This is a genomic window from Streptomyces guryensis (assembly GCF_021261325.1).
In the GTDB taxonomy this organism is placed as follows: Bacteria; Actinomycetota; Actinomycetes; order Streptomycetales; family Streptomycetaceae; genus Streptomyces; species Streptomyces guryensis.
Genome location: NZ_JAJSBI010000011.1, coordinates 130,980 through 149,741 on the forward strand (window position 1 = coordinate 130,980; position 18,762 = coordinate 149,741).

General features: G+C 71.7%; 18 protein-coding genes. 6 read left to right on the forward strand and 12 right to left on the reverse strand.

Going from position 1 to position 18,762, the window contains the following annotated elements; translation table 11 throughout:
* The first annotated feature begins 92 nt into the window (after nt 1–92).
* From LJ657_RS22810 to LJ657_RS22820, 3 genes are all read left to right on the forward strand, one after another.
* Nucleotides 93–887, forward strand: a complete 795-nt coding sequence (locus LJ657_RS22810; protein ID WP_232650584.1) for a MerR family transcriptional regulator — start codon at nt 93–95, stop codon at nt 885–887.
* A gap of 86 nt (nt 888–973) precedes the next feature.
* Nucleotides 974–1,288, forward strand: a complete 315-nt coding sequence (locus LJ657_RS22815; protein WP_232650585.1) for an ATP-binding cassette domain-containing protein — start codon at nt 974–976, stop codon at nt 1,286–1,288.
* Nucleotides 1,192–1,635, forward strand: coding sequence for a sugar ABC transporter ATP-binding protein (locus tag LJ657_RS22820; RefSeq protein ID WP_232650586.1), 444 nt, complete (start codon nt 1,192–1,194; stop codon nt 1,633–1,635). The genes LJ657_RS22815 and LJ657_RS22820 overlap by 97 nt, the downstream gene beginning before the upstream one ends.
* Nucleotides 1,636–1,847: 212 nt before the next feature.
* Here LJ657_RS22820 and LJ657_RS22825 read toward each other — a convergent pair whose 3' ends face one another.
* Nucleotides 1,848–2,849, reverse strand: a complete 1,002-nt coding sequence (locus tag LJ657_RS22825; protein WP_232650587.1) for a substrate-binding domain-containing protein — start codon at nt 2,847–2,849, stop codon at nt 1,848–1,850.
* 107 nt (nt 2,850–2,956) lie between these two features.
* On the opposite strand from LJ657_RS22825, the gene LJ657_RS22830 reads away from it, so the two are divergent.
* Nucleotides 2,957–3,817 carry a LysR family transcriptional regulator gene (locus tag LJ657_RS22830; protein ID WP_232650588.1) on the forward strand — a complete coding sequence of 287 codons (861 nt, stop codon included), beginning with the start codon at nt 2,957–2,959 and terminating at the stop codon, nt 3,815–3,817.
* An 845-nt stretch (nt 3,818–4,662) separates the two neighbouring features.
* On the opposite strand, the gene LJ657_RS22835 is transcribed toward LJ657_RS22830, so the two are convergent.
* From LJ657_RS22835 to LJ657_RS48195, 6 genes are all read right to left on the reverse strand, one after another.
* A complete protein-coding gene (locus LJ657_RS22835) occupies nt 4,663–6,291 on the reverse strand; it encodes a thiamine pyrophosphate-binding protein (protein WP_232650589.1) in 1,629 nt (542 codons plus the stop codon).
* A gap of 285 nt (nt 6,292–6,576) precedes the next feature.
* Nucleotides 6,577–8,766 carry a 3-hydroxyacyl-CoA dehydrogenase NAD-binding domain-containing protein gene (locus tag LJ657_RS22840; protein WP_232650590.1) on the reverse strand — a complete coding sequence of 730 codons (2,190 nt, stop codon included), beginning with the start codon at nt 8,764–8,766 and terminating at the stop codon, nt 6,577–6,579.
* A gap of 50 nt (nt 8,767–8,816) precedes the next feature.
* Nucleotides 8,817–10,031, reverse strand: a complete 1,215-nt coding sequence (locus LJ657_RS22845) for an acetyl-CoA C-acetyltransferase (protein ID WP_232650591.1) — start codon at nt 10,029–10,031, stop codon at nt 8,817–8,819.
* A gap of 56 nt (nt 10,032–10,087) precedes the next feature.
* On the reverse strand, nt 10,088–11,230 hold the full coding sequence (locus LJ657_RS22850; protein ID WP_232650592.1) for an acyl-CoA dehydrogenase family protein: 1,143 nt from the start codon (nt 11,228–11,230) through the stop codon (nt 10,088–10,090).
* Nucleotides 11,227–12,363, reverse strand: coding sequence for a CaiB/BaiF CoA transferase family protein (locus tag LJ657_RS22855; RefSeq protein WP_232650593.1), 1,137 nt, complete (start codon nt 12,361–12,363; stop codon nt 11,227–11,229). The genes LJ657_RS22850 and LJ657_RS22855 overlap by 4 nt, the downstream gene beginning before the upstream one ends.
* 122 nt (nt 12,364–12,485) lie before the next feature.
* Complete coding sequence (locus LJ657_RS48195; protein ID WP_269786801.1) at nt 12,486–12,614, reverse strand: hypothetical protein; 129 nt, start codon at nt 12,612–12,614, stop codon at nt 12,486–12,488.
* A 90-nt stretch (nt 12,615–12,704) separates the two neighbouring features.
* Here LJ657_RS48195 and LJ657_RS22860 point away from each other — a divergent pair, with 90 nt between their 5' ends.
* Nucleotides 12,705–13,883 carry a saccharopine dehydrogenase family protein gene (locus LJ657_RS22860; protein ID WP_232650594.1) on the forward strand — a complete coding sequence of 393 codons (1,179 nt, stop codon included), beginning with the start codon at nt 12,705–12,707 and terminating at the stop codon, nt 13,881–13,883.
* A gap of 230 nt (nt 13,884–14,113) precedes the next feature.
* Here the strand turns inward: LJ657_RS22860 and LJ657_RS22865 are convergent, their stop codons facing one another.
* Nucleotides 14,114–14,866 carry a YhjD/YihY/BrkB family envelope integrity protein gene (locus LJ657_RS22865; RefSeq protein WP_232650595.1) on the reverse strand — a complete coding sequence of 251 codons (753 nt, stop codon included), beginning with the start codon at nt 14,864–14,866 and terminating at the stop codon, nt 14,114–14,116.
* A gap of 321 nt (nt 14,867–15,187) precedes the next feature.
* Here LJ657_RS22865 and LJ657_RS22870 point away from each other — a divergent pair, with 321 nt between their 5' ends.
* Complete coding sequence (locus LJ657_RS22870; RefSeq protein ID WP_232650596.1) at nt 15,188–15,868, forward strand: GAP family protein; 681 nt, start codon at nt 15,188–15,190, stop codon at nt 15,866–15,868.
* Nucleotides 15,869–15,895: 27 nt separating this feature from the next.
* Here the strand turns inward: LJ657_RS22870 and mmpA are convergent, their stop codons facing one another.
* The 4 genes from mmpA to LJ657_RS22890 all read right to left on the reverse strand — a co-directional run bounded on the left by mmpA (nt 15,896) and on the right by LJ657_RS22890 (nt 18,699).
* Entirely contained in the window at nt 15,896–16,039 is a 144-nt protein-coding gene (gene mmpA / locus LJ657_RS22875) for a morphogenic membrane protein MmpA (protein ID WP_232650597.1), read from the reverse strand.
* A 285-nt stretch (nt 16,040–16,324) separates the two neighbouring features.
* The gene (locus tag LJ657_RS22880; RefSeq protein ID WP_232650598.1) at nt 16,325–17,059 is read right to left on the reverse strand and encodes an endonuclease V; all 735 of its coding nucleotides are present in this window, start codon (nt 17,057–17,059) and stop codon (nt 16,325–16,327) included.
* Nucleotides 17,060–17,236: 177 nt separating this feature from the next.
* Nucleotides 17,237–17,569 carry a plasmid stabilization protein gene (locus LJ657_RS22885; RefSeq protein ID WP_232650599.1) on the reverse strand — a complete coding sequence of 111 codons (333 nt, stop codon included), beginning with the start codon at nt 17,567–17,569 and terminating at the stop codon, nt 17,237–17,239.
* Between the two features lie 53 nt (nt 17,570–17,622).
* Nucleotides 17,623–18,699 (reverse strand): WD40/YVTN/BNR-like repeat-containing protein, encoded by a 1,077-nt coding sequence (locus LJ657_RS22890; protein ID WP_232650600.1) that lies wholly within the window; start codon nt 18,697–18,699, stop codon nt 17,623–17,625.
* Nucleotides 18,700–18,762 lie beyond the last annotated feature (63 nt).

The following is an 18,762-nucleotide window of genomic DNA, read 5'->3' on the forward strand; positions in this document are numbered from 1 at the left end:
TGGCGTAGATCACAGAGCGGCACTTCTCACAAGCCCCACGAGCGGCTCGTACCGGGTTTCGCAGTACTGGTGTGACAGCGATACTGCTGCGCATGACGACCGACACCGACGGGCACACCGGCAGCGACACCGCGGGGCCGACGCTCACCATCGACGAACTGGCCGCGCGGGCCGGCGTCACCGTCCGCACGGTCCGGTTCTACGGCACCAAGGGGCTGCTGCCGCCGCCGGTGATCGGTCCGCGCCGGGTGGGCCACTACGGGCAGCAGCACGTGGCCCGGCTGGCGCTCATCGAGGAACTGCAGCACCAGGGCATGACGCTGGCGGCGATCGAGCGCTACATGGCGCAGCTGCCGCCGGATCTGAGCCACCACGATCTGGCGATGCACCGGGCCGTGGTGGCGTCCTGGGCACCCGACACCGTGGAGACCGTGAGCGCGGCGGAGCTGCGGCGCCGGGCCGGGCGGCCGCTGGCCGATGACGAGGTCGAGCGGCTGTGCGCGATGAACGTGATCCGGCGCGACGGGGAGTCGTACCGCGTCGACTCCGGCCTGCTCCGGCTCGCCGTGCAGCTCCTCGACGTACCGCTGTCCGAGGCGGCGATCCTCGCGGCGCGCAAGGTGCTGATCGAGCACTCACGGGCCGCCGCGCACGAGCTGTCGCAGTTGTTCAGGGGAGAGGTGTCGGAGCGGGCGGAGGAGGACGTGAAGTCGCTGTCCGCGCACATGCAGCCCATCGTGGTGCAGGCGCTGCTGACGACCTTCCAGCGGTCGCTCAAGGAGGAGGTGCACCAGTGGCTGGACGCCTCACTCGACGTCTCAGAGGAAGGCATCTCAGAGGAAGGCATCTCAGGGGAGGCCGTCTCAGAGGACGGCCGACCCTCCTGACACGTCGAGCGTCTGCCCGGTCAGGACGCCGCCGGCCTCGTCCGCCACGCAGAGGAGGGTGGAGACCACGGCGGCGGACGCGTGAGGTGCACGCGCTGGTCGGGGAGAACGGCGCGGGCAAGTCGACGCTGGTACGGATCCTGTCGGGGGTGCTGACGGCGGACGCGGGGACGATGCGGTCGGCCCCGGACACCCGCGTCGCCGTCGTCTCCCAGGAGCTGAGCCTGTTCCCCGACCTGACGGTGCGGGAGAACCTGTTCCCGCAGGGGCCCCGCGGCGCTTCGGCTTGCTCGACCGGGGCGCGATGGACCGGGCAGCCCGGCCGGTCCCGGCCGAACCGGGGCTGGACGTCGCCCTCGGCACTGAGCTCGGTGAACTCCACCTGGCGGACCTGCAGTTGACGGAGATCGCGCGGGCACTGCTGCGGGGGCCCCGGCTGCTGATCCTCGACGAGCCGACGTCGGCCCTCCCGGCCGCCGCCGTCGACCGCGCCGAACGGGTGCTGCGCACCCTCACCGGGCGGGGCATAGCCGTCCTGTACGTCACCCATTTCCCGACAGAGGTGATGCGCTTCGCGCACCGCGTGACGGTCCTGCGTGACGGTCAGGTCGCCCTGGCCGGTGTGCGCCGCACCCAGGTCCACGTACCGGAGCTGGTCACGGCGATGCTGGGCGACCGCCCGGAACAGCCGCAGCGCCGCAGCCGGGCCGTCGTCGACCTGCCACGCCGGTGCTGCTGTCCGGGGTGAGCGTGCCGGGCCGGCTGACGGACGTGACCTTCACGGTGCGGGCGGGCGAGGTCGTCGGGTCGCGGGGCTGCAAGGGGCGGGCCACCCCAGCGCCGCCGCAACTCTGCGCAGACGGTTCGCGCCTCGTTGGCTATGGCGGCGTCATTTGGGACCACCGAGGCGCCTCGAATCGGCCCCCACTTTGTGACGATCGCTGCTCGTGAAGGAGGGCGTTACGTGTCGAGCGATTGCGCGGCGAAGACGTCTTCGATCCGCCACTGCCGGCTGGTCAGGCCCTGCTGGTGGTGATAGCGCAGGCAGGTGTCGAGGGCGGCGTGGTTGGCCGCGATGCCGTAGGGCCACCAGTCCTCAGGGAACTCTTCAGCGTTGCGATCCACCAGGGCGTTCATCCACGGAATCATGGTCTGGACCTGGTAGAGCCTGCGGTTTTGGCGGTAGCGTTCGGCAGCGGCGTCCTTCGCCCGGGAAAAAGCACGGTAGACGCCGTGCGCGAGTCCGGGATGGTCCCGCAGCAGTTCCCGCCGGATGACGATGGTGTGCATGATCGGGAAGATGCCGGTACGCCGGTAGTAGTAGCGCTCCAGCGGCTCGAAGTCGGGGAACAGCCGGGTGACGTTCGGGGATCCGTCGAGCACGCACTGCGGGACATTCGCCGAGAACAGCGCATCGATCTCGCCGGCGTCGAGCATCGCGCTCAGCGTCTTCCCCTCGGGTGCGACGCGCACGTCGACTTCGGACGGGTGCGGATGGGGGATGAAGTCGAAGGGGGGCGCGGGGTGTTCAAGGCCGCCGATCACCCAACGGCTCTCCTCGGGTTTGAATCCGTACTCGTCCATCAGGATCCCTTTGGCCCACACACCGGAGTCCTGACCGTAGACGCCGAACTCGCCGATGGTCCTGCCCGCGAGATCGCTCGGTTCTGTGATCCCGCCGTGGGCGTTGACGTAGATACAGGAGTGACGGAACACACGGTTCGGGAAGACCGGCAACGCCACGAACGGCAGTCCGGTCTTCAGCAGCCGCAGGTAGAACGTGAGACCGAGCTCGGCGACGTCGAACTCGTCTCCGCGGATCAGCCGGTCGAAGAGCTCCGGCAGAGTCGGCGCGGTTTTCATCGTGACGTCGATACCGTCGGTGCTCACGGTTCCGTCGAACAGTGCCCGTGTCGTGTCGTACGGGAAGCACCCGACCGTGAGGGCAGGGGCGGTGGCCATGAATACTCCTCCTCGTCGGTTCTGCTGCTTCCAGCGTCGGCCGTCGCGGTGTGCGCTGTCCAAAACCCTTTGGGAACGTCCGATACCGCCCGGGTATCGTGCTTGAGGTGGACCTTCGCTCGCTCCGGTACTTCATCACCGTCGCCGAGGAGCGCCACATCGGCCGGGCGGCGAACCGCCTGCACATGACGCAGCCTCCGCTCAGCCGCGCGATCCGGCAGCTCGAGGACGAACTCGGCGTCCTCCTGTTCGAACGCACCCCCAAGGGCGTCACCCTCACACCCGCTGGAAAGGTTCTGTACGACGAAACGGGGGCGTTGCTGGGGCGAGCCGACCGGATCCGCAGGCGAGTGGCCGCTGCGGCGGGCACGGCACCCCTCGCCATCGGGACCCTGGCCGACGCGGCCGAACAGGTCGGCGACCGACTGGTCTCGCTCTTCCGGGCCCGCTATCCGCACGTCCATGTCAGCATCCACGAATCCGGCCTCGGCGACCCGACAGCCGGACTCCGCGCCGGGCTGGTCGACGTGGCAATCACCCGAACTCCCTTCGACGACACCGGCATCAGCATGCACGTCCTGCGCTCGGTACCCGTCGGCGTAGTCATGCGTGATGATGACCCGTTCGCCGGTCACGCCTCGGTCTCGTCGACCGACCTCGCCGGCCGCCGGTGGGTCCGGCTGCCGGAGGGCGCCGATCCGGCGTGGGCGGCGTACTGGACCGGCAGTGGAGACAACGACAACGGCGCGTCGCCGGTCATGCGAACGATCCAGGAGTGCCTGCAAGCGGTCCTGTGGAACGGCACATCGGCTCTCGCTCCCATCGATCAGCCGCTGCCCGCCGGTCTGGTCGTCGTCCCGCTGGATGATCGCCCGCCCAGTGATCTCGTCGTGGCGTGGCCAAGGACGGTATGCAGCCCGCTGGTACGCGGCTTCGTCCAAGTCGCAAAGCACTGCCGGCACACCTGAAACAGGCACCGGTGCTCCTGGACTCGGGTGTGTCGTTCACCGTCACCACCGATGGCTCCGTCCAGGTCTGCGGCCTCGCGAGGCTGAACTCCTTGCCGTGCTCGGGCGGCCGGCCGCCCTCGGGCGGACTGGCGGCGTCCCACAGCAGGTTGTGGCCGATCTCGGCCGGGCGGCGCAGTTCGTAGCGGTCGCTGCCGACGGCGGCCTGGACGAGCGAGGTGTGCGGGGCGGCGAGGCGCTGCAGGTAGCGGCAGGCATCGTCGCCCCCGACGGTATGGACGTGTTCGCGGGCCCGGCTGTCCAGCCGCTCGGGCAGGTGTTCGGCGAGCAGTGGGGCGGGAAGCATCGCGGGCAGGGCGACGTCGAGGGGGACTCCGTGGCTCATGGCGAGCAGGCCGGCGACCAGGCTGACGAGCGCGACGGCCGCGGCGGAGAACCGCGGAAACCCGGGGACGGAGCCCAGGGTGGATGCGCTGGGCGGGGCGCTTGGTCAGCCGGCGCAGGGCAAGGCGCTGCGTACGCGTCGCGCCGGGGTTGAGCACCGCGATCCGGGGGGATCTCGGGCGGGCTGCCGTCGCCGGCGACGGTCCAGGCGAGCCGCCCCCAGGGGGTGCGCTCGTGGACGAGCACCGGCTCGCAGGCGGCCGAGCAGCTGTGGTCGCGGACGCGACCGGTCCGCAGGGCGCGGGAGCGTTCTCTTTCCCACCGGCCCGGGTCGCCGGTGAAGGGGCACTCGTGGTGCCCGGACGCTGCCGGGAGTGGTCACTGCCGCAGCGGTACGTCCACCAGCAGGGGCCTCGTCAACTGAAGGGGCACTCGTCGTGCCCGGCCGCTGCCGGGGGTGGTCACTGCCGCAGCGGTACGTCGACCAGCAGAGGCCTCGTCAGCTCGCCCGCCCCGGCGACCAGTTCCCGCAGATGGTCCGCGCTGTCCGCGCGCACCGCGTCGACCCCGAAGAAGCGCGCCGCCTGTGTGAAGTCCAGTGACCCCAGCTCCGTGCCGGGGCAGACACCCTGGTTGCCCATCGCCTCGTAGGTGTCCTGGAGGGTCCGGTAGACGCCGTTGCTCATCACCACGAACAGGACGGGGACGTTCTGGCGGGCGGCGCTCCACAGTCCCTGGAGGCCGAAGAGGGTGCAGCCGTCGCCCAGGACGGCCACGACCGGGCGGCCGGGTTCGGCGAGGGCGCGGCCGACGGCGGCGCCGATGCCCCAGCCGAGGCCGCCGCCGACGGTGTGCGAGTAGCTGCCGGGGCGGTCGAGGCGGACGAAACGGCGCAGCAACAGGCCCATGGTGATGGCCTCTTCGACGACGACGGCGTCGGACGGCAGTCCACTGGCCACGGAGTGGGCGGCGGCCCAGGGAGCGAGGGGGGCCGCGGAGTAGGCGGCGCGGGCGGCGGACTCGGCGCGGTCGCGTTCGGCGGTGTGCCGCTCGCCGGCGCGCAGGGCGCGGGCCTTGGCGGTGTGAGCGGGCACACGGTCGGGCAGCAGCTCGGCGAGGCGGTGCAGGGAGGGGGCGAGGGCGCCCACGAGTCCGGCAGTGGCCGGGAAGTTGCGGCCGATCTCGTGCGGGTCCGAGTCGAGCTGGACGACCGTGAGGCCGGGCGGCAGTGCGGGCCCCGGGGTGTAGTGGTGGGGTGTGAAGGCGTGCGCTCCGGCGATCAGCACGGTGTCGTACGAGGCCAGGGCGGCGCGGATGGCGTCGTGGCGGGGCGGCAGCATCCCGGCGTGGAGGGGGTGCGTGGTGGGGAAGTTGAGGCAGTCGGCCATAGGCTGGTGGTGGACGACCGCCCCGCATGCCTCCGCCGTGCTCACGAGCGCGGCGACGGCGTCCTCGCGGCCCACTCCGTCCCCGGCGACGATCCCGGGGCGGGCGGCGGCGCCGAGCAGGTGGGCCGCGCGTTCGAGCCCGTGGGCCGGTCCCGGCTGAGGTGTGGGGGTACGGGCCGGGACTTCGACCTCGGTGTCCTCGCCGAGCACATCCATGGGGACGGACAGGAAAACCGGCCCGGCGGGCGGGCGTACGGCCAGGGCGAAGGCGCGGCGCAGGGCGAGTGGCAGGTCGTGGGCGTGCTGGATGTCGAACGTGGCTTTCACCGCGGGTGCCGCCAGGCCGATGAGGTCGCCGGAGAGCATGGGGTCCTGCTGGAGGTGGCGGCGGTCCTGCTGGCCTGCCGTCACCACGAGGGGGGTGCGGGAGCGGCGGGCGTTGAGCAGGCCGATCAGGCCGTTGGCGAGGCCGGCGGCGATGTGCAGGCTGACGAAGGCCGGACGGCCGGTGCCGCGGGCGTAGCCGTCGGCCATGGAGACGACCGAGCCCTCGTGGACTCCCAAGACGTACTCGGGGGCGTCGTGGGCTTCCGCCAGGGCGGCCAGGAAGGGGAGTTCGGTGGTTCCGGGGTTGCCGAAGACGCGGTCCACGCCCTCGCCGCGCAGGATGTCCAGGACGGCGAGGGCGGGACGGTATCCCATGGGGGGCTCCTCCGGGGGCGGCGACCTTGTGAGCCTTTCGTGGGTCAGCGTGCGGGGCGCGGCCGCGGGAGGCAAGGGGGCCGTGTCGCTCAGCGGTACGAGCCCACCGGCGGATCTCGCCCCGGCCGCGCCTACCCCTCCCGTACCGGGAGCCGGCCCCGGACCCCCGCTCCTCGAACGCCGGAGGGGCTGATTTTGATCTCGTCAGCCCGTCCGGCGTTCGAGGACGAGGCCGTTCAGCCGAAAGCGGGGGTCTGGGGGCGGCAGCCCCCAGGGCACGGGAGGTCACGCGTCCGTGAACCGCTCCCCCTTCTCCGCCTTCTCCACCAGCAGCGCAGGCGGCGCGAACCGCTCCCCGTAGCGGTCCGCCAGTTCACGCGCGCGTGCCACGAAGCCCGGCAGGCCGCCCTCGTAGCCGTTGATGTACTGGAGCACACCGCCCGTCCACCCGGGGAACCCGATCCCGAAGATGGAGCCGATGTTGGCGTCGGCCACCGACGTCAGAACCCCCTCCTCCAGGAGCTTGACCGTGTCGAGCGCCTCGGAGAAGAGCATGCGTTCCTGCATGTCCTTGAACGGCACGGTCTCGGACGGGATCTCATGCCCCGGCTTGGTGAAGTGCTCGCGCAGCCCGGGCCACAGGCCGACCCGCTTGCCCGCCTCGTCGTAGTCGTAGAAGCCCGCTCCCCCGCTGCGGCCCGTGCGCCCGAACTCGTCGACCATGCGGTCGATGACGGCCTCGGCGGGGTGTGCCGGCCAGGTGCCGCCCGCCTCCTCGACGGCCCGCTTCGACTCGTTGCGGATCTTGCGCGGGAGGGTGAGCGTCAGTTCGTCCATCAGGGAGAGGACCTTGGCCGGGTAGCCGGCCTGGGCCGCCGCCTGCTCGACGGACGCGGGCTCGATGCCCTCGCCGACCATCGCGACGCCCTCGTTGATGAAGTGGCCGATGACTCGGGAGGTGAAGAAGCCGCGGGAGTCGTTGACGACGATCGGGGTCTTCTTGATCTGCCGGACCAGGTCGAAGGCCCGGGCCAGCGCCTCCTCGCCCGTCCGCTCGCCCTTGATGATCTCGACGAGCGGCATCTTGTCGACGGGCGAGAAGAAGTGCAGTCCGATGAAGTCGGCCTGGCGCTCGACGCCTTCGGCAAGGACGGTGATCGGCAGGGTGGACGTGTTGGAGCACAGCAGCGCGTCCGGCTCGACGATGTGCTGGATCTCCTGGAAGACCTTGTGCTTGAGCTCCGGGTTCTCGAACACGGCCTCGATGACCGCGTCGCAGCCCGCCACGTCCTGCGGGTCGGCGGTCGGCGTGATGCGGGCGAGCAGTGCGTCCGCCTTCTCCTGCGTCGTACGGCCCCGGGAGACGGCCTTCGCGCACAGCTTCTCGGAGTAGGCCCTGCCCTTGGCCGCCGCTTCCGGCGACACGTCCTTCAGGACGACGTCGATGCCGGCGCGGGCGCACGAGTAGGCGATGCCCGCGCCCATCATCCCGGCGCCGAGGACGGCCACCTTGCGGACCGGGCGGGAGTCGATGCCCTTGGGGCGGTTGGCGCCGGAGTTGACGGCCTGGAGGTCGAAGAAGAAGGCCTGGATCATGTTCTTGGACGTCTGGCCGGCCGCCAGCTCCACGAAGTACCGCGCCTCGATGACCTGCGCCGTCTCGAAGTCGACCTGCGAGCCCTCGACGGCCGCGGCGAGGATGTTGCGCGGCGCCGGGTAGGGCGCGCCGTTCGTCTGCTTGCGCAGACTGGCCGGGAAGGCGGGCAGGTTGGCCGCGAACCTGGGGTTGGCGGGGGTGCCGCCCGGGATGCGGTAGCCGGGCCTGTCCCAGGGCTGCTGCGACTCGGGGTTGGCGTCGATGAAGGCGTGGGCCTTGGCGAGCAACTCGTCCTGGGTGGCGGCCACTTCGTCGACCAGGCCGTTCTGCAGGGCGCGCTGCGCATTGTACTGGGTGCCCTGGAGCAGCACCTTCAGCAGCGCGTCGGCGATGCCCAGCAGGCGTACGGTGCGCACCACGCCACCCCCGCCGGGGAGCAGGCCGAGGGTGACCTCCGGGCAGCCGATCTTCGTGCCGGAGGCGTCGAGGGCGACCCGGTGGTGACAGGCGAGGGCGATCTCGTAACCGCCGCCCAGGGCCGCGCCGTTGATCGCGGCGACGACCGGCTTGCCCAGGGTCTCGATGCGGCGCAGGTTGCGTTTGATCGCCATGCCGCCGTCGAAGAGGTCCTGCGCGGTCTCGGGGGTGACCCGGATGAGGTCGCGCAGGTCGCCGCCGGCGAAGAAGGTCTTCTTGGCGGAGGTGAGGATGATGCCGCGGATGGAGTCCTTCTCGGCCTCCAGGCGGTCGGTGATCACGGCGAGGGAGTCGCGGAACGCCTGGTTCATGGTGTTCGCGGACTGGTTCGGGTCGTCGAGGACGAGGGTGACGACGCCGGTACGGTCCTGTTCCCAGCGGATGGTGGTGCTCTGCGTCATGACGGGGGTCTCCGTAGAAGTCTCTGAAGTCTCTTGGTTCCGCCGGGTGTTCAGATGCGCTCGACGATCGTGGCGATGCCCATGCCGCCGCCGACGCAGAGGGTCGCGAGGCCGTAGCGCTTGTCCTGGCGCTCCAGTTCGTCGACGAGGCTGCCGAGGATCATCGCGCCGGTCGCGCCGAGCGGGTGGCCGAGGGCGATCGCGCCGCCGTTGACGTTGACCTTGTCCAGGGACAGGCCCATGTCCCGCGCGTAGCGCAGGACGACCGCCGCGAAGGCCTCGTTGATCTCGACGAGGTCGATGTCGTCGATGGTGAGGCCGGCCCTGGCGAGGGCCTTGCGGGTGGCGGGGGCGGGGCCGGTGAGCATGATGGTCGGCTCGGAGCCGGAGACGGCGGCGGCGACGATCCGCGCGCGGGGCCGCAGCCCGTACCGCTCCCCCACTTCCTTCGAACCGATCGCGACCAGCGAGGCGCCGTCGACGATGCCGGAGGAGTTGCCCGCGTGGTGGACGTGGTCGATCTTCTCGACCCAGTGGTACTTCTGCAGTGCCACCGCGTCGAAGCCGCCCAGGTCGCCGATGTCCGCGAAGGACGGCTTCAGCCTGGCGAGGGAGTCGGCGGTGGTGCCCGGGCGCAGGTGCTCGTCGTGGTCGAGGACCGTCAGGCCGCTGCGGTCCTTGACCGGGACGACGGAGCGGTCGAAGCGGCCCTCCTTCCAGGCGGTCGCCGCCCGCTCCTGGGACATCGCCGCGTACTCGTCGACGTCACGACGCGAGAAGCCCTCGATCGTGGCGATCAGGTCGGCGCCGATGCCCTGGGGCACGAAGTTGACGGCGAGGTTGGTCATCGGGTCGTTGAACCAGGCGCCGCCGTCGGAGGCCATCGGCACCCGGGACATGGACTCGACACCGCCCGCGAGGACCAGGTCCTCCCAGCCGGAACGGACCTTGGCGGCAGCCATGTTGACGGCTTCCAGGCCGGACGCACAGAAGCGGTTCTCCTGTACGCCGGCGACCGTGTCCGGCAGGCCGGCGGCGACTGCGGCGATACGGGCGATGTCGGAGCCCTGGTCGCCGACCGGGCCGACGACGCCGAGCACGATGTCGTCGATCGCGGCCGGGTCGAGGCCCGGGAAGCGGTCGCGGATCTCGTGGATGAGTCCGACGACCAGGTCGATGGGCTTGGTGCCGTGCAAGGAGCCGTTCGCCTTGCCGCGGCCGCGCGGGGTACGGATCGCGTCGTACACGTACGCTTCGGTGCTCACGAGGAAGCCTTTCGGGGGTGAGGGTCAGCCGGGGGGTGTGGCCGAGCGGGAGGGCTTCAGCCCAGCAGGGAACGGCCGATGATCTCCTTCATGATCTCGGTCGTTCCGCCGTAGATGGTCTGGATACGGCCGTCGGTGAAGGCCCTGGCGACCGGGTACTCGGTCATGTAGCCGTAGCCGCCGTGCAGTTGGAGGCAGCGGTCGGCGACCCGCTTCTGCAGCTCGGTCGCCCACCACTTGGCCATGGAGGCGTGCACGGCGTCGAGCCCGCCGTCCGAGTGGTCCTCGACGCAACGGTCGAGGAACGCGCGCGTGACGGCACACTCGGTGGCCATCTCGGCCATCTCGAAGCGGATGTGCTGCTTGGTGGCGAGCGGCCGGCCGAAGGCCTCGCGCTCCTTGACGTACTCCGTGGTGATCTCCAGCAGGTACTCGGCGGCCGCGATCGCGGCGACGGCGATGCTGAGGCGCTCCTGCGCGAGGTTGGTCATCAGATGGCCGAAGGCGCCGTTGAGCGTGCCGAGCAGGTTCTCCTTGGGCACGCGCACGTCGGTGAAGAACAACTCGGCCGTGTCCTGCGCCTTCTGGCCGATCTTGTCGAGGTTGCGGCCGCGCTCGAAGCCCTCCGTCCCCCGCTCGACGACCAGCAGCGACAGCCCGCGCGCGCCGCCCTCCGGTGTCGTCTTCGCGACGACGATCACCAGGTCGGCCAGGATCCCGTTGGAGATGAACGTCTTGGCGCCGTTGAGCACCCAGTGGTCGCCCCGGTCCTCCGCGTGCGTACGGATGCCCTGGAGATCGGAGCCCGCGCCCGGCTCGGTCATGGCGATGGCGGTGATGATCGACCCGTCGCAGAAGCCGGGCAGCCAGCGCCGCTTCTGCTCGTCGGTGGCGAGGCCGGTGAGATACGGGCCGATGACGTCGTTGTGCAGCCCGAGGGCGAGCCCGGGAGCACCCGCACGAGTGAACTCCTCGGCGAGTACGGTGGCGTAGCGGAAGTCGGAGGTGCCGCCGCCCCCGTACTCCTCGGGCACGGCGAGTCCGAGCAGGCCCTGCTTGCCGGCGGCCCGCCAGGCGTCGCGGGAGACGATGCCGTCCTTCTCCCACTGCTCGTAGTACGGCAGCACCTCCCTGGCCAGGAAGGCACGCACGGTCGCGCGGAACGCGTCGTGCTCGGGGGCGAAGATCCGCCGTTTCATTCGAGGCCTTTCAGGAGGTCGGGGACGTCCCAGTCGCGTGCCACGTCGGTGGTGTCGGCGCCGGGCTGCGCGGGGCCGGTGCGTACGGCCGTGGGGGTGGCGGAGAAACGGGGGGCGGGGGCGGGCTGGGTGATGCCGCCGTGGCCGGTGAAGGTGCCGCGGGCGGTCAGGTGCGGGTGGTGCGGGGCCTCGCGCAGCGACAGGACGGGCGCCACGCACGCGTCGGAGCCCTCGAAGACGGCCGTCCACTCGTCCCGGGTGCGGGATGTGAAGCGGGCCGCGACCGCCTCGCGCAGCTCGCCCCAGCGGGTCCAGTCCTTGCGGGCGTCGGCGTGCTCCGGGATGCCGAGGACGCGTACGAACTCGTCGTAGAACTGCGGCTCCAGAGCGCCGACGGCCATGTACTTGCCGTCGGCCGTCTCGTAGGTGCCGTAGTACGGGCAGCCGCCGTCCAGGAGATTGGCGCCGCGCCGGTCCTGCCAGCCGCCGGCGGCGAGCATGCCGTGGATCATCGCGGCGAGGTGGGAGGTGCCGTCGACGATGGCGGCGTCGACGACCTGGCCGGCGCCGCCCGCGCGCGCGTGGTGGAGGGCGGCGAGGACGCCGACGACCAGGTAGAGGGAGCCGCCCGCGTAGTCGCCGAGGAGGTTGGCGGGGACGGCCGGGGGACCGTCCGGGTCACCGATCATGCCGAGGGTGCCGGTGAGCGCGATGTACGCGATGTCGTGGCCGGCGCGGTGCGCGAGGGGGCCCTGCTGGCCCCAGCCGGTCATCCGGCCGTAGACGAGATTCGGGTTGCGGGCGTGGCAGGCCTCGGGGCCCACCCCGAGGCGCTCGGCGACCCCCGGGCGGTAGCCCTCGATCAGGATGTCGGCGCGTGCGGCGAGGTCGAGGACCCGCGCGGGGCCGTCCGCCGACTTCAGGTCGACGATCACCGAGCGCTTGTTGCGGTTGGTGATGTCGTACTCCGTGTCGATCGCGAGGCCCACGCCGCCGGGGCGGTCCACGCGGACGACGTCGGCGCCCAGGTCGGCGAGGAGCATGGCGGCGAACGGACCGGGCCCGATACCGGCCAGTTCCACCACGCGCACGCCGGTCAGCGGGCCGTGTCCAGGCGTCTTTGCCTCTGCCATGCAGTCCCCAGGGGTTGTGACACAACTGCTGTAACACTAGTGATGTTAGGAACACGTTCCACCGGACACAAGACCCGGGAGAGCAAGCGCTTAGCCAAGTTGTGCCGGAGGAGGCGAGCGGATCAGCGTGCGTCCAGTTCGGTTCCCGGCCGCTTCGGCGCGATCATCCGGTGGTTGGCCGCGCCCGGCGGCCGGAGGGGGAACCCGCGCACTTTCTCCCGCTTCTTCAGGGCGTTCCTGGGCACGGTCACCGCTTACCTCCGGGCTCGTCGTCGGGCTCCGCACCCTTCACGCTAGCCTCGGCCACCGACAACGGCGCGTGCTGCGGACCGAGGGGTGCCATGAGCAGGCTGAACAGGACGGACCGTCCGTACGACATCGTGCTCTTCGGAGCCACGGGCTTCGTCGGGACGCTCACCGCGGAGTACCTCGCCGCGCATGCGCCCGACGGCCTGCGCTGGGCGATCGCGGGCCGCAGCGAGCAGAAGCTGGAGCAGCTGCGCGAGCGGCTGCCCGGCACCGGCAAGGTCGGCGTGCTGCGGGCGGACGTGGCCGATCCGGCCTCGCTGCGCGAACTCGCCGAGCACGCGCGCGTGGTGGCCACGACGGTGGGCCCGTATGTGACGTACGGCGAGGAGCTGGTCGCCGCCTGCGCGGACAGCGGTACGGACTATCTCGACCTGACCGGTGAGCCCGAGTTCGTGGACCTCATGTACGTCCGGCACGACGCACGCGCGCGTGAGACCGGTGCACGGCTGGTGCACGCCTGCGGGTTCGACTCGATCCCGCATGACCTGGGCGCGTACTTCACCGTGCGGCAGCTGCCCGAGGGGGTGCCGCTGGCGGTGGACGGGTTCGTGACGGCGGACGCCACCTTCTCCGGCGGGACGTTCGCGTCGGCGCTGAACCAGTTCTCGCGGGTACGGCCGATGCTGGCCGCCGAGCGGGACCGCAGGCGGCACGAGCCGCGCCTGGTGGGACGGCGGGCCGGAGCCCCCACCGGTGCACCGCGGTTCGCGAAGGAGGTCGGTGCGTGGGCACTGCCCCTGCCGACCATCGACGCGCAGATCGTGGGCCGCTCCGCGAAGGCCCTGGAGCGGTACGGCCCCGACTTCCGCTACCGGCACTACGCGGCGGTGCGGCACCTGCCGGTCGCCGTGGGCGGGATAGCGGCCGTCGGCGGCCTCTTCGCCGCCGCCCAACTGCCGCCCGCCCGGCGCTGGTTGTCCGGCCGGCTCAAGCCCGGCGACGGGCCGAGCGCCGAGAAGCGCGCGAAGAGCTGGTTCCGGGTCCGCTTCGTGGGCCGGGGCGGCGGCCGGCAGGTGCTCACGGAGGTCGCGGGCGGCGACCCCGGCTACGACGAGACGGCCAAGATGTTCGCCGAGTCGGCGCTGTCCCTCGCCTTCGACGACCTGCCCGAGACGGCCGGCCAGGTCACCACGGCGGTCGCGATGGGCGACGCCCTCACCGAGCGGCTGCGGCGGGCGGGGATCACCTTCCGGGTGGCGTCGAGCCGGTGAATCGGCACTGCTGAGGGGCAGGCGCGCCCGGGACCGGCGCGCCTGCTCAAAGGCTCCTCCTGCGGACGAGGGAGCACCCCGGGGGGGGCCCCGGGAAGAGCGCCGGGCCCGAGTGGCCGACGGAAGGGCCGGGCACCACGAGGCAGCCGAGTCGCGGCCACCGCAGGCCCCTGGGCGGCCTCCCCGTGCCACCGGCGGCCCGCGCGTCGCCTTCCCGGCAGGTGTCCCCCTCAGGGTGGCGAGGTCGGGGTGCCGAGGCGGCGCCGCAGGAACGGCTCCTGGGACAGTACGGCGCCCACGCTGAGCGCTACGGCGATGGCCACGGAGACGACGATCAGCCAGGACAGCAGGACGAAGACGGAACCCGCGGAACCGTAGTCCGACAGTGCCCGGTTGAGCGCCCTCGGCATGTAGAAGTGTGCGGTCACGGACAGACAGCCGACCGCGATCGCCGTGAGCACCGCGCCTGGCAGCAGGGGCGCCCAGCGGACGACTCCGCCCAGCAGAAGATGCTGGGTCCACCACCACATGGCCGCCTGCACGACGAGGACGATCGGAATTCCCAGCCACGCGCCCAGGCCGAACCCGTCACGCAGCAGCCCCTGTGCGACCAGCGCCCCGAGCCACAGGACGATCCATGCCAGCCACCTCCACGGAGCGACTTTCGTTCTTCCCTGGGGCAGCAGCCAGGCCCGTCTGCACAACCGCTGCACCGCGCGGCTCACCGCGGTGGCCGACAGCAGCACCATCAGCCCGCCGACCACGCCGATCGCCTGGCGCGCATCGTCGGCCGGGGGCTGGAACACCTGCTCCACCTGGGACTTCGACTGCCCGGTCAGGCCGAAGACGGCGCTCACCGATTTGACGACCTGGGTCTGCACCGCCTCGGGCCCGTACGCGCCCAGCACGAACAGCAACGGGACCGCGGTCAGGAAGCACTGCGCCGCGATGCGGGTGGCGGAGTCGAAGATGTTGACCGACACCAAGCGGTCCAGAAGCCCTGTGATGACCGGGAAACGTGTCTCCAGCCGCGCGTGGACCGCTTTCAGCCAGGCCGTCAGTTCCCCGAGACGGCCACGCCACCGTGACGCACGCGAGTCCGCGCCCGTATCCCCGCGCCGCATCAGCCGCGAGTCCCCATCGCCACTCCCTTCCGATCTCCAGAGTGCGCGATCGAGCGGGCCACGGCACCCCGCGGCACAAGGAGCGCACCGGGGGGCGGCGCCGGCTCACCGGTCACAAGAGATGCAGGGGGTCACAGCCGTGCATAGGCTCGACCCGTACGGCGCCTGAGGGGATCGCCCATGGTCTTCGACCTCCTGCTCATCGCCCTCGCCATCACGCTCGACCCGCTCCCCCTCATGGCGTTCGTCCTGGTGGTGGCATCCGTCAGAGGCGTTCGAACGGGGCTCGCCTTCCTCGCGGGATGGATGGCGTGTTTCATCGCGGTGATCGCTCTGGTCCTGACGCTGACCGGCGGACAGCCGCCGGCTCCGAGGTCGCCTCCGTCCACGGCGAACCTCGTGATCAAGGTCGTCATCGGAGTGTCGCTGGTCGTGTACGGCCTCCGCAGACACCGAAGGCCCGTTCACCACGGTCCGTCCGACGCGGTCACCCCGCCGCCGAAGGGGAAGTCGTCCTCGTTCCTCACCTCCCGGATGGACCGGGGCGCGCTCTGGCCGGCGGCGGGACTCGCCATCCTTCTGCAGCCGTGGGGCCTCGTCGCCGCCGGTGCCGTGACCGTCGTCGAGGCCGACGGCTCCGACCCCACGACCTGGCTGGTGCTGGCCGCGTACTGCATCATCGCCACGGCCACTCTGCTCGGCGCGGAGCTGTATGTGGTCTTCAAGCCGGCATCCGCCCAACGCCGACTACGGGAACTGCGCGCTTGGATGCAGGGCCACGCGGAACAGGCGATCGTGTACGGCAGTGTCGTGGTCGGCCTGTTGCTGGTGGGAAAGAGTGTCTACGAGCTGGCCGGCTGACGTGACGGCGAGCCGCCGAGCAGGCCCTCAGGACCACCCCGCCACCGTGTAGATCATCCCGGCGATCCAGCCGAGCCCCGCCAGCACGGCGAGGATGAGCGCGGCCGTCACGGCACGCTCGACGGGACGGTTGGGGTCGGCGAGGGGCTTCTGGGCACGGTGCGTCGTCATGCGGCCCAGCCTGCCGACCGGTGCACCACGCCCACATCCGTACGGGTACTCAGTCCGGCTACTCAGAACACCCGTTCAGCGGCTCCGGCGGCCGGTCGCCGAGCGCGTCCGCGATCCGGTCGAGCGCGCCGGGGCGGCCCTGCCGGCCGGCTCCGCGAGGCGGCACGGGGTCCGCTGCTCGTGCGTGACCTGCTCCCCGGCCGCCCAGCACCGGCGGACCGGATCGAACACCCCACGTCCACGGTTGCACCGGTCCCGGTCGCGAGCTCCAGGGCCGTCCCGGTCTCAGGCGTCCGCCGCTGCCTGTCGGTCGCCGCCCAGTGGATTCCTCGGGGCGGTGGCCTCCCGCAACGCCTTTCGGCACAGGGCGTCCGCCCTGCGGGTCGTCTCCGGCAGACGGTAGGCCGGGGTCAGTGCCAGCGTGTGAGCGCAGGCGTTGTCGAGGCTCATGCGGTGGCCGACGGACACGAAGACCGGCTTGACGGCGTCGCGGGTGCGCAGGGCGCGGCCGACCTCCTCGGTGTCCGCGAGGAGGGGTGAGGTGCTGCCGCGCGGGGCGGCCGGGTCGTCGTGGGCGAACGTGAAGGGGTTCTTCGCGACGCCGATCGTCGGCAGGTCCGTCAGGACGCCGAGATGGCTGGCGAGGCCGAAGCGGCGTGGGTGGGCGAGGCCGTAGCCGTCGCAGACGACCAGGCCGGGCGGGCACGGCAGGGCGTCCAGAGCGGCGAGAACCGTGGGGATCTCACGGAAGGCGAGCAGGCCGGGGACGTACGGGAAGGAGATACGGCCCACGGCCGTGGCCTCCGCGACCACCTCCAGGGTCGCCGCGTCCAGGACGACCGCCGCGGCCGCGACGACGTCCCGCTCGTCGTCGTAGGCCACGTCGACTCCGGTGACATGTCCGGTGCCGGGCGGCGGTCCCGGCTCGTCGAGCACCACCCGTGTCCGCAGTTCGTCCTGTACGGCGCGGGCGTGTTCCTCGGTCGCGGGCCGGCCCGCGGGGATGCGTACGGTCGTCATGATGGGGACGAGCCTACGACCCTCTGATCGGGAGGATCGGGATAAGGCGAGTTCCTCACCCGCGGGCGTGCGAACCCCCGCGACGGCCGGATGACCTCGCTGTCGCGGGGGACGAGGAGTTCGCAGAGGGCGCCGGAGCCGGAGCGGTACCGGAAACGTCCGGTTGAGCCGCGCGGCTCAGCCCTTCTTCGCGTTCAGCGCGCGCTGCAGCTGCCCCTTGTTCATGTTCGAACGGCCCTCGATGCCACGTTGCCTGGCCTCGTTGTACAGCTGGTCGCGGGTGGGGCCCTGGGAGCCCTGGCCGGACCGCTGGCCACCGCGCTTGCCGGATGACATGTCCTTGGTGGAGCTGCGGCTCGCGGTCTTGGACTCGCCGGACCGGGCGCGCTCCTTGTTCACCGTCCGCGCCGCGATCTCCTTGGCGCGCCCGGTGCTCTCCCCCCGGTCCTGCGCGCTCTTCTTGATGTGCTCGTACTGGCGCTCACGCTTGGAGCTGGAACCTGCGGGCATGCTCGCTCACTCCCTTCGCAGTCCGCGACCGAGTACCCGCGTTCACCCCGTGGTCACCGCTCCAGACGAGCCACCCTCCCCTGCTCCCCCGCCGCCCAGCAGCCCAGGTCCGCCGTGCAGTCCACGGTGTCGTACGAGCCCGTGTCGACGGTCCGCCAGGTGCGGCCGCCGTCGGTGGTCAGATCGGTGCCGGTGGGGCCGACCGCGAGGGCCGCGGTGCGGCTGTGCGGGAGCCAGGCGGCTCCGGAGCGGTAGGCGGGCTGCGGAGTGGCGGCGGGCTGCCAGGTGCGGCCGCCGTCGTGGGTGAGGGCGGCGGCCTGCGGGGAGGACTGGTCGGGCCGGTAGTCGCCGCCGACCGCGAGTCCGTGGGTGCGGTCGCGGAAGGCGAGTGCGAAGACGCCCTTCGCCGGGTCGCCCGCCGGGACGGGTGTGTCGGTGGCCGTCCAGGTGAGCCCGCGGTCGGCGGAGTGCAGCACGCGCGCGCGTGCACCGCCGCCGGTGGCCAGCCAGACGTCCGAGGGGCCGGAGGCGACCAGACACTGGCCGCTCGCCGCGAAGCCCGCCTCGCCGTCCAGGGCGGCCGGCATGCCCTGGCTCGGAAGCACCTTCCAGGAGCGGCCGCCGTCGCCGGTCGACAGGATGCGGAACCTGCCGTCGACCGGGTCGCTCATGGCGAGGCCGTGGCGGCGGTCGAAGAAGGTGAGGCAGTCGTAGAAGGCCTTGGTGTCGGTGTTGCGGAAGGACTCGGTCCAGGTCGCTCCGCCGTCGTCGGTCCGGTACACGCGGGATGCCTCGCCCTCGCCGATGGCCAGCACCACGGCCCGCCGCGCGTCGAACGCCTCGATGTCCCGGAACTGCAGGTCGCCGGCGCCCGGCGGCGAGACGTTCCGCCAGCTCGCCCCGCCGTCGGTGGTGCGCAGCACGGTGCCGCCGGTTCCGGCCACCCAGGCGGTGTCCCGGCTGACGGCCGACAGCCCCCGGAAGCGCACGCCGGCCGCGCCGGTGTCCTTGAGTTCCCAGTGCGGCGCCCGGTGCTCCGGCTCCCGTGCCTGTGCGGGTACGGCGGTCAGGGCGGCCAGCGCCGCCGAGCACACCGCCCCCGCGGCCACCGTGCGAAACGTACGTCTCATTCGTCGCGTGTTCCCCATACGCCTCATGGCGGGCGAAGCTAGCCGACGCCCCGGGCCCCGTCC

Coding starts and splice junctions, on each gene's coding strand:
- LJ657_RS22820 (WP_232650586.1), top strand. CDS start 1,192: ATGGACCGGGCAGCCCGGCCGGTCCCGGCCGAACCGGGGCTGGACGTC.
- LJ657_RS22835 (WP_232650589.1), bottom strand. CDS start 6,291: ATGGGATACCGTCCCGCCCTCGCCGTCCTGGACATCCTGCGCGGCGAG.
- LJ657_RS22860 (WP_232650594.1), top strand. CDS start 12,705: ATGAGCAGGCTGAACAGGACGGACCGTCCGTACGACATCGTGCTCTTC.
- LJ657_RS22885 (WP_232650599.1), bottom strand. CDS start 17,569: ATGCCCGCAGGTTCCAGCTCCAAGCGTGAGCGCCAGTACGAGCACATC.
- LJ657_RS22840 (WP_232650590.1), bottom strand. CDS start 8,766: ATGACGCAGAGCACCACCATCCGCTGGGAACAGGACCGTACCGGCGTC.
- LJ657_RS22855 (WP_232650593.1), bottom strand. CDS start 12,363: ATGGCAGAGGCAAAGACGCCTGGACACGGCCCGCTGACCGGCGTGCGC.
- LJ657_RS22880 (WP_232650598.1), bottom strand. CDS start 17,059: ATGACGACCGTACGCATCCCCGCGGGCCGGCCCGCGACCGAGGAACAC.
- mmpA (WP_232650597.1), bottom strand. CDS start 16,039: ATGACGACGCACCGTGCCCAGAAGCCCCTCGCCGACCCCAACCGTCCC.
- LJ657_RS22825 (WP_232650587.1), bottom strand. CDS start 2,849: ATGGCCACCGCCCCTGCCCTCACGGTCGGGTGCTTCCCGTACGACACG.
- LJ657_RS22810 (WP_232650584.1), top strand. CDS start 93: ATGACGACCGACACCGACGGGCACACCGGCAGCGACACCGCGGGGCCG.
- LJ657_RS22850 (WP_232650592.1), bottom strand. CDS start 11,230: ATGAAACGGCGGATCTTCGCCCCCGAGCACGACGCGTTCCGCGCGACC.
- LJ657_RS22870 (WP_232650596.1), top strand. CDS start 15,188: ATGGTCTTCGACCTCCTGCTCATCGCCCTCGCCATCACGCTCGACCCG.
- LJ657_RS22890 (WP_232650600.1), bottom strand. CDS start 18,699: ATGAGACGTACGTTTCGCACGGTGGCCGCGGGGGCGGTGTGCTCGGCG.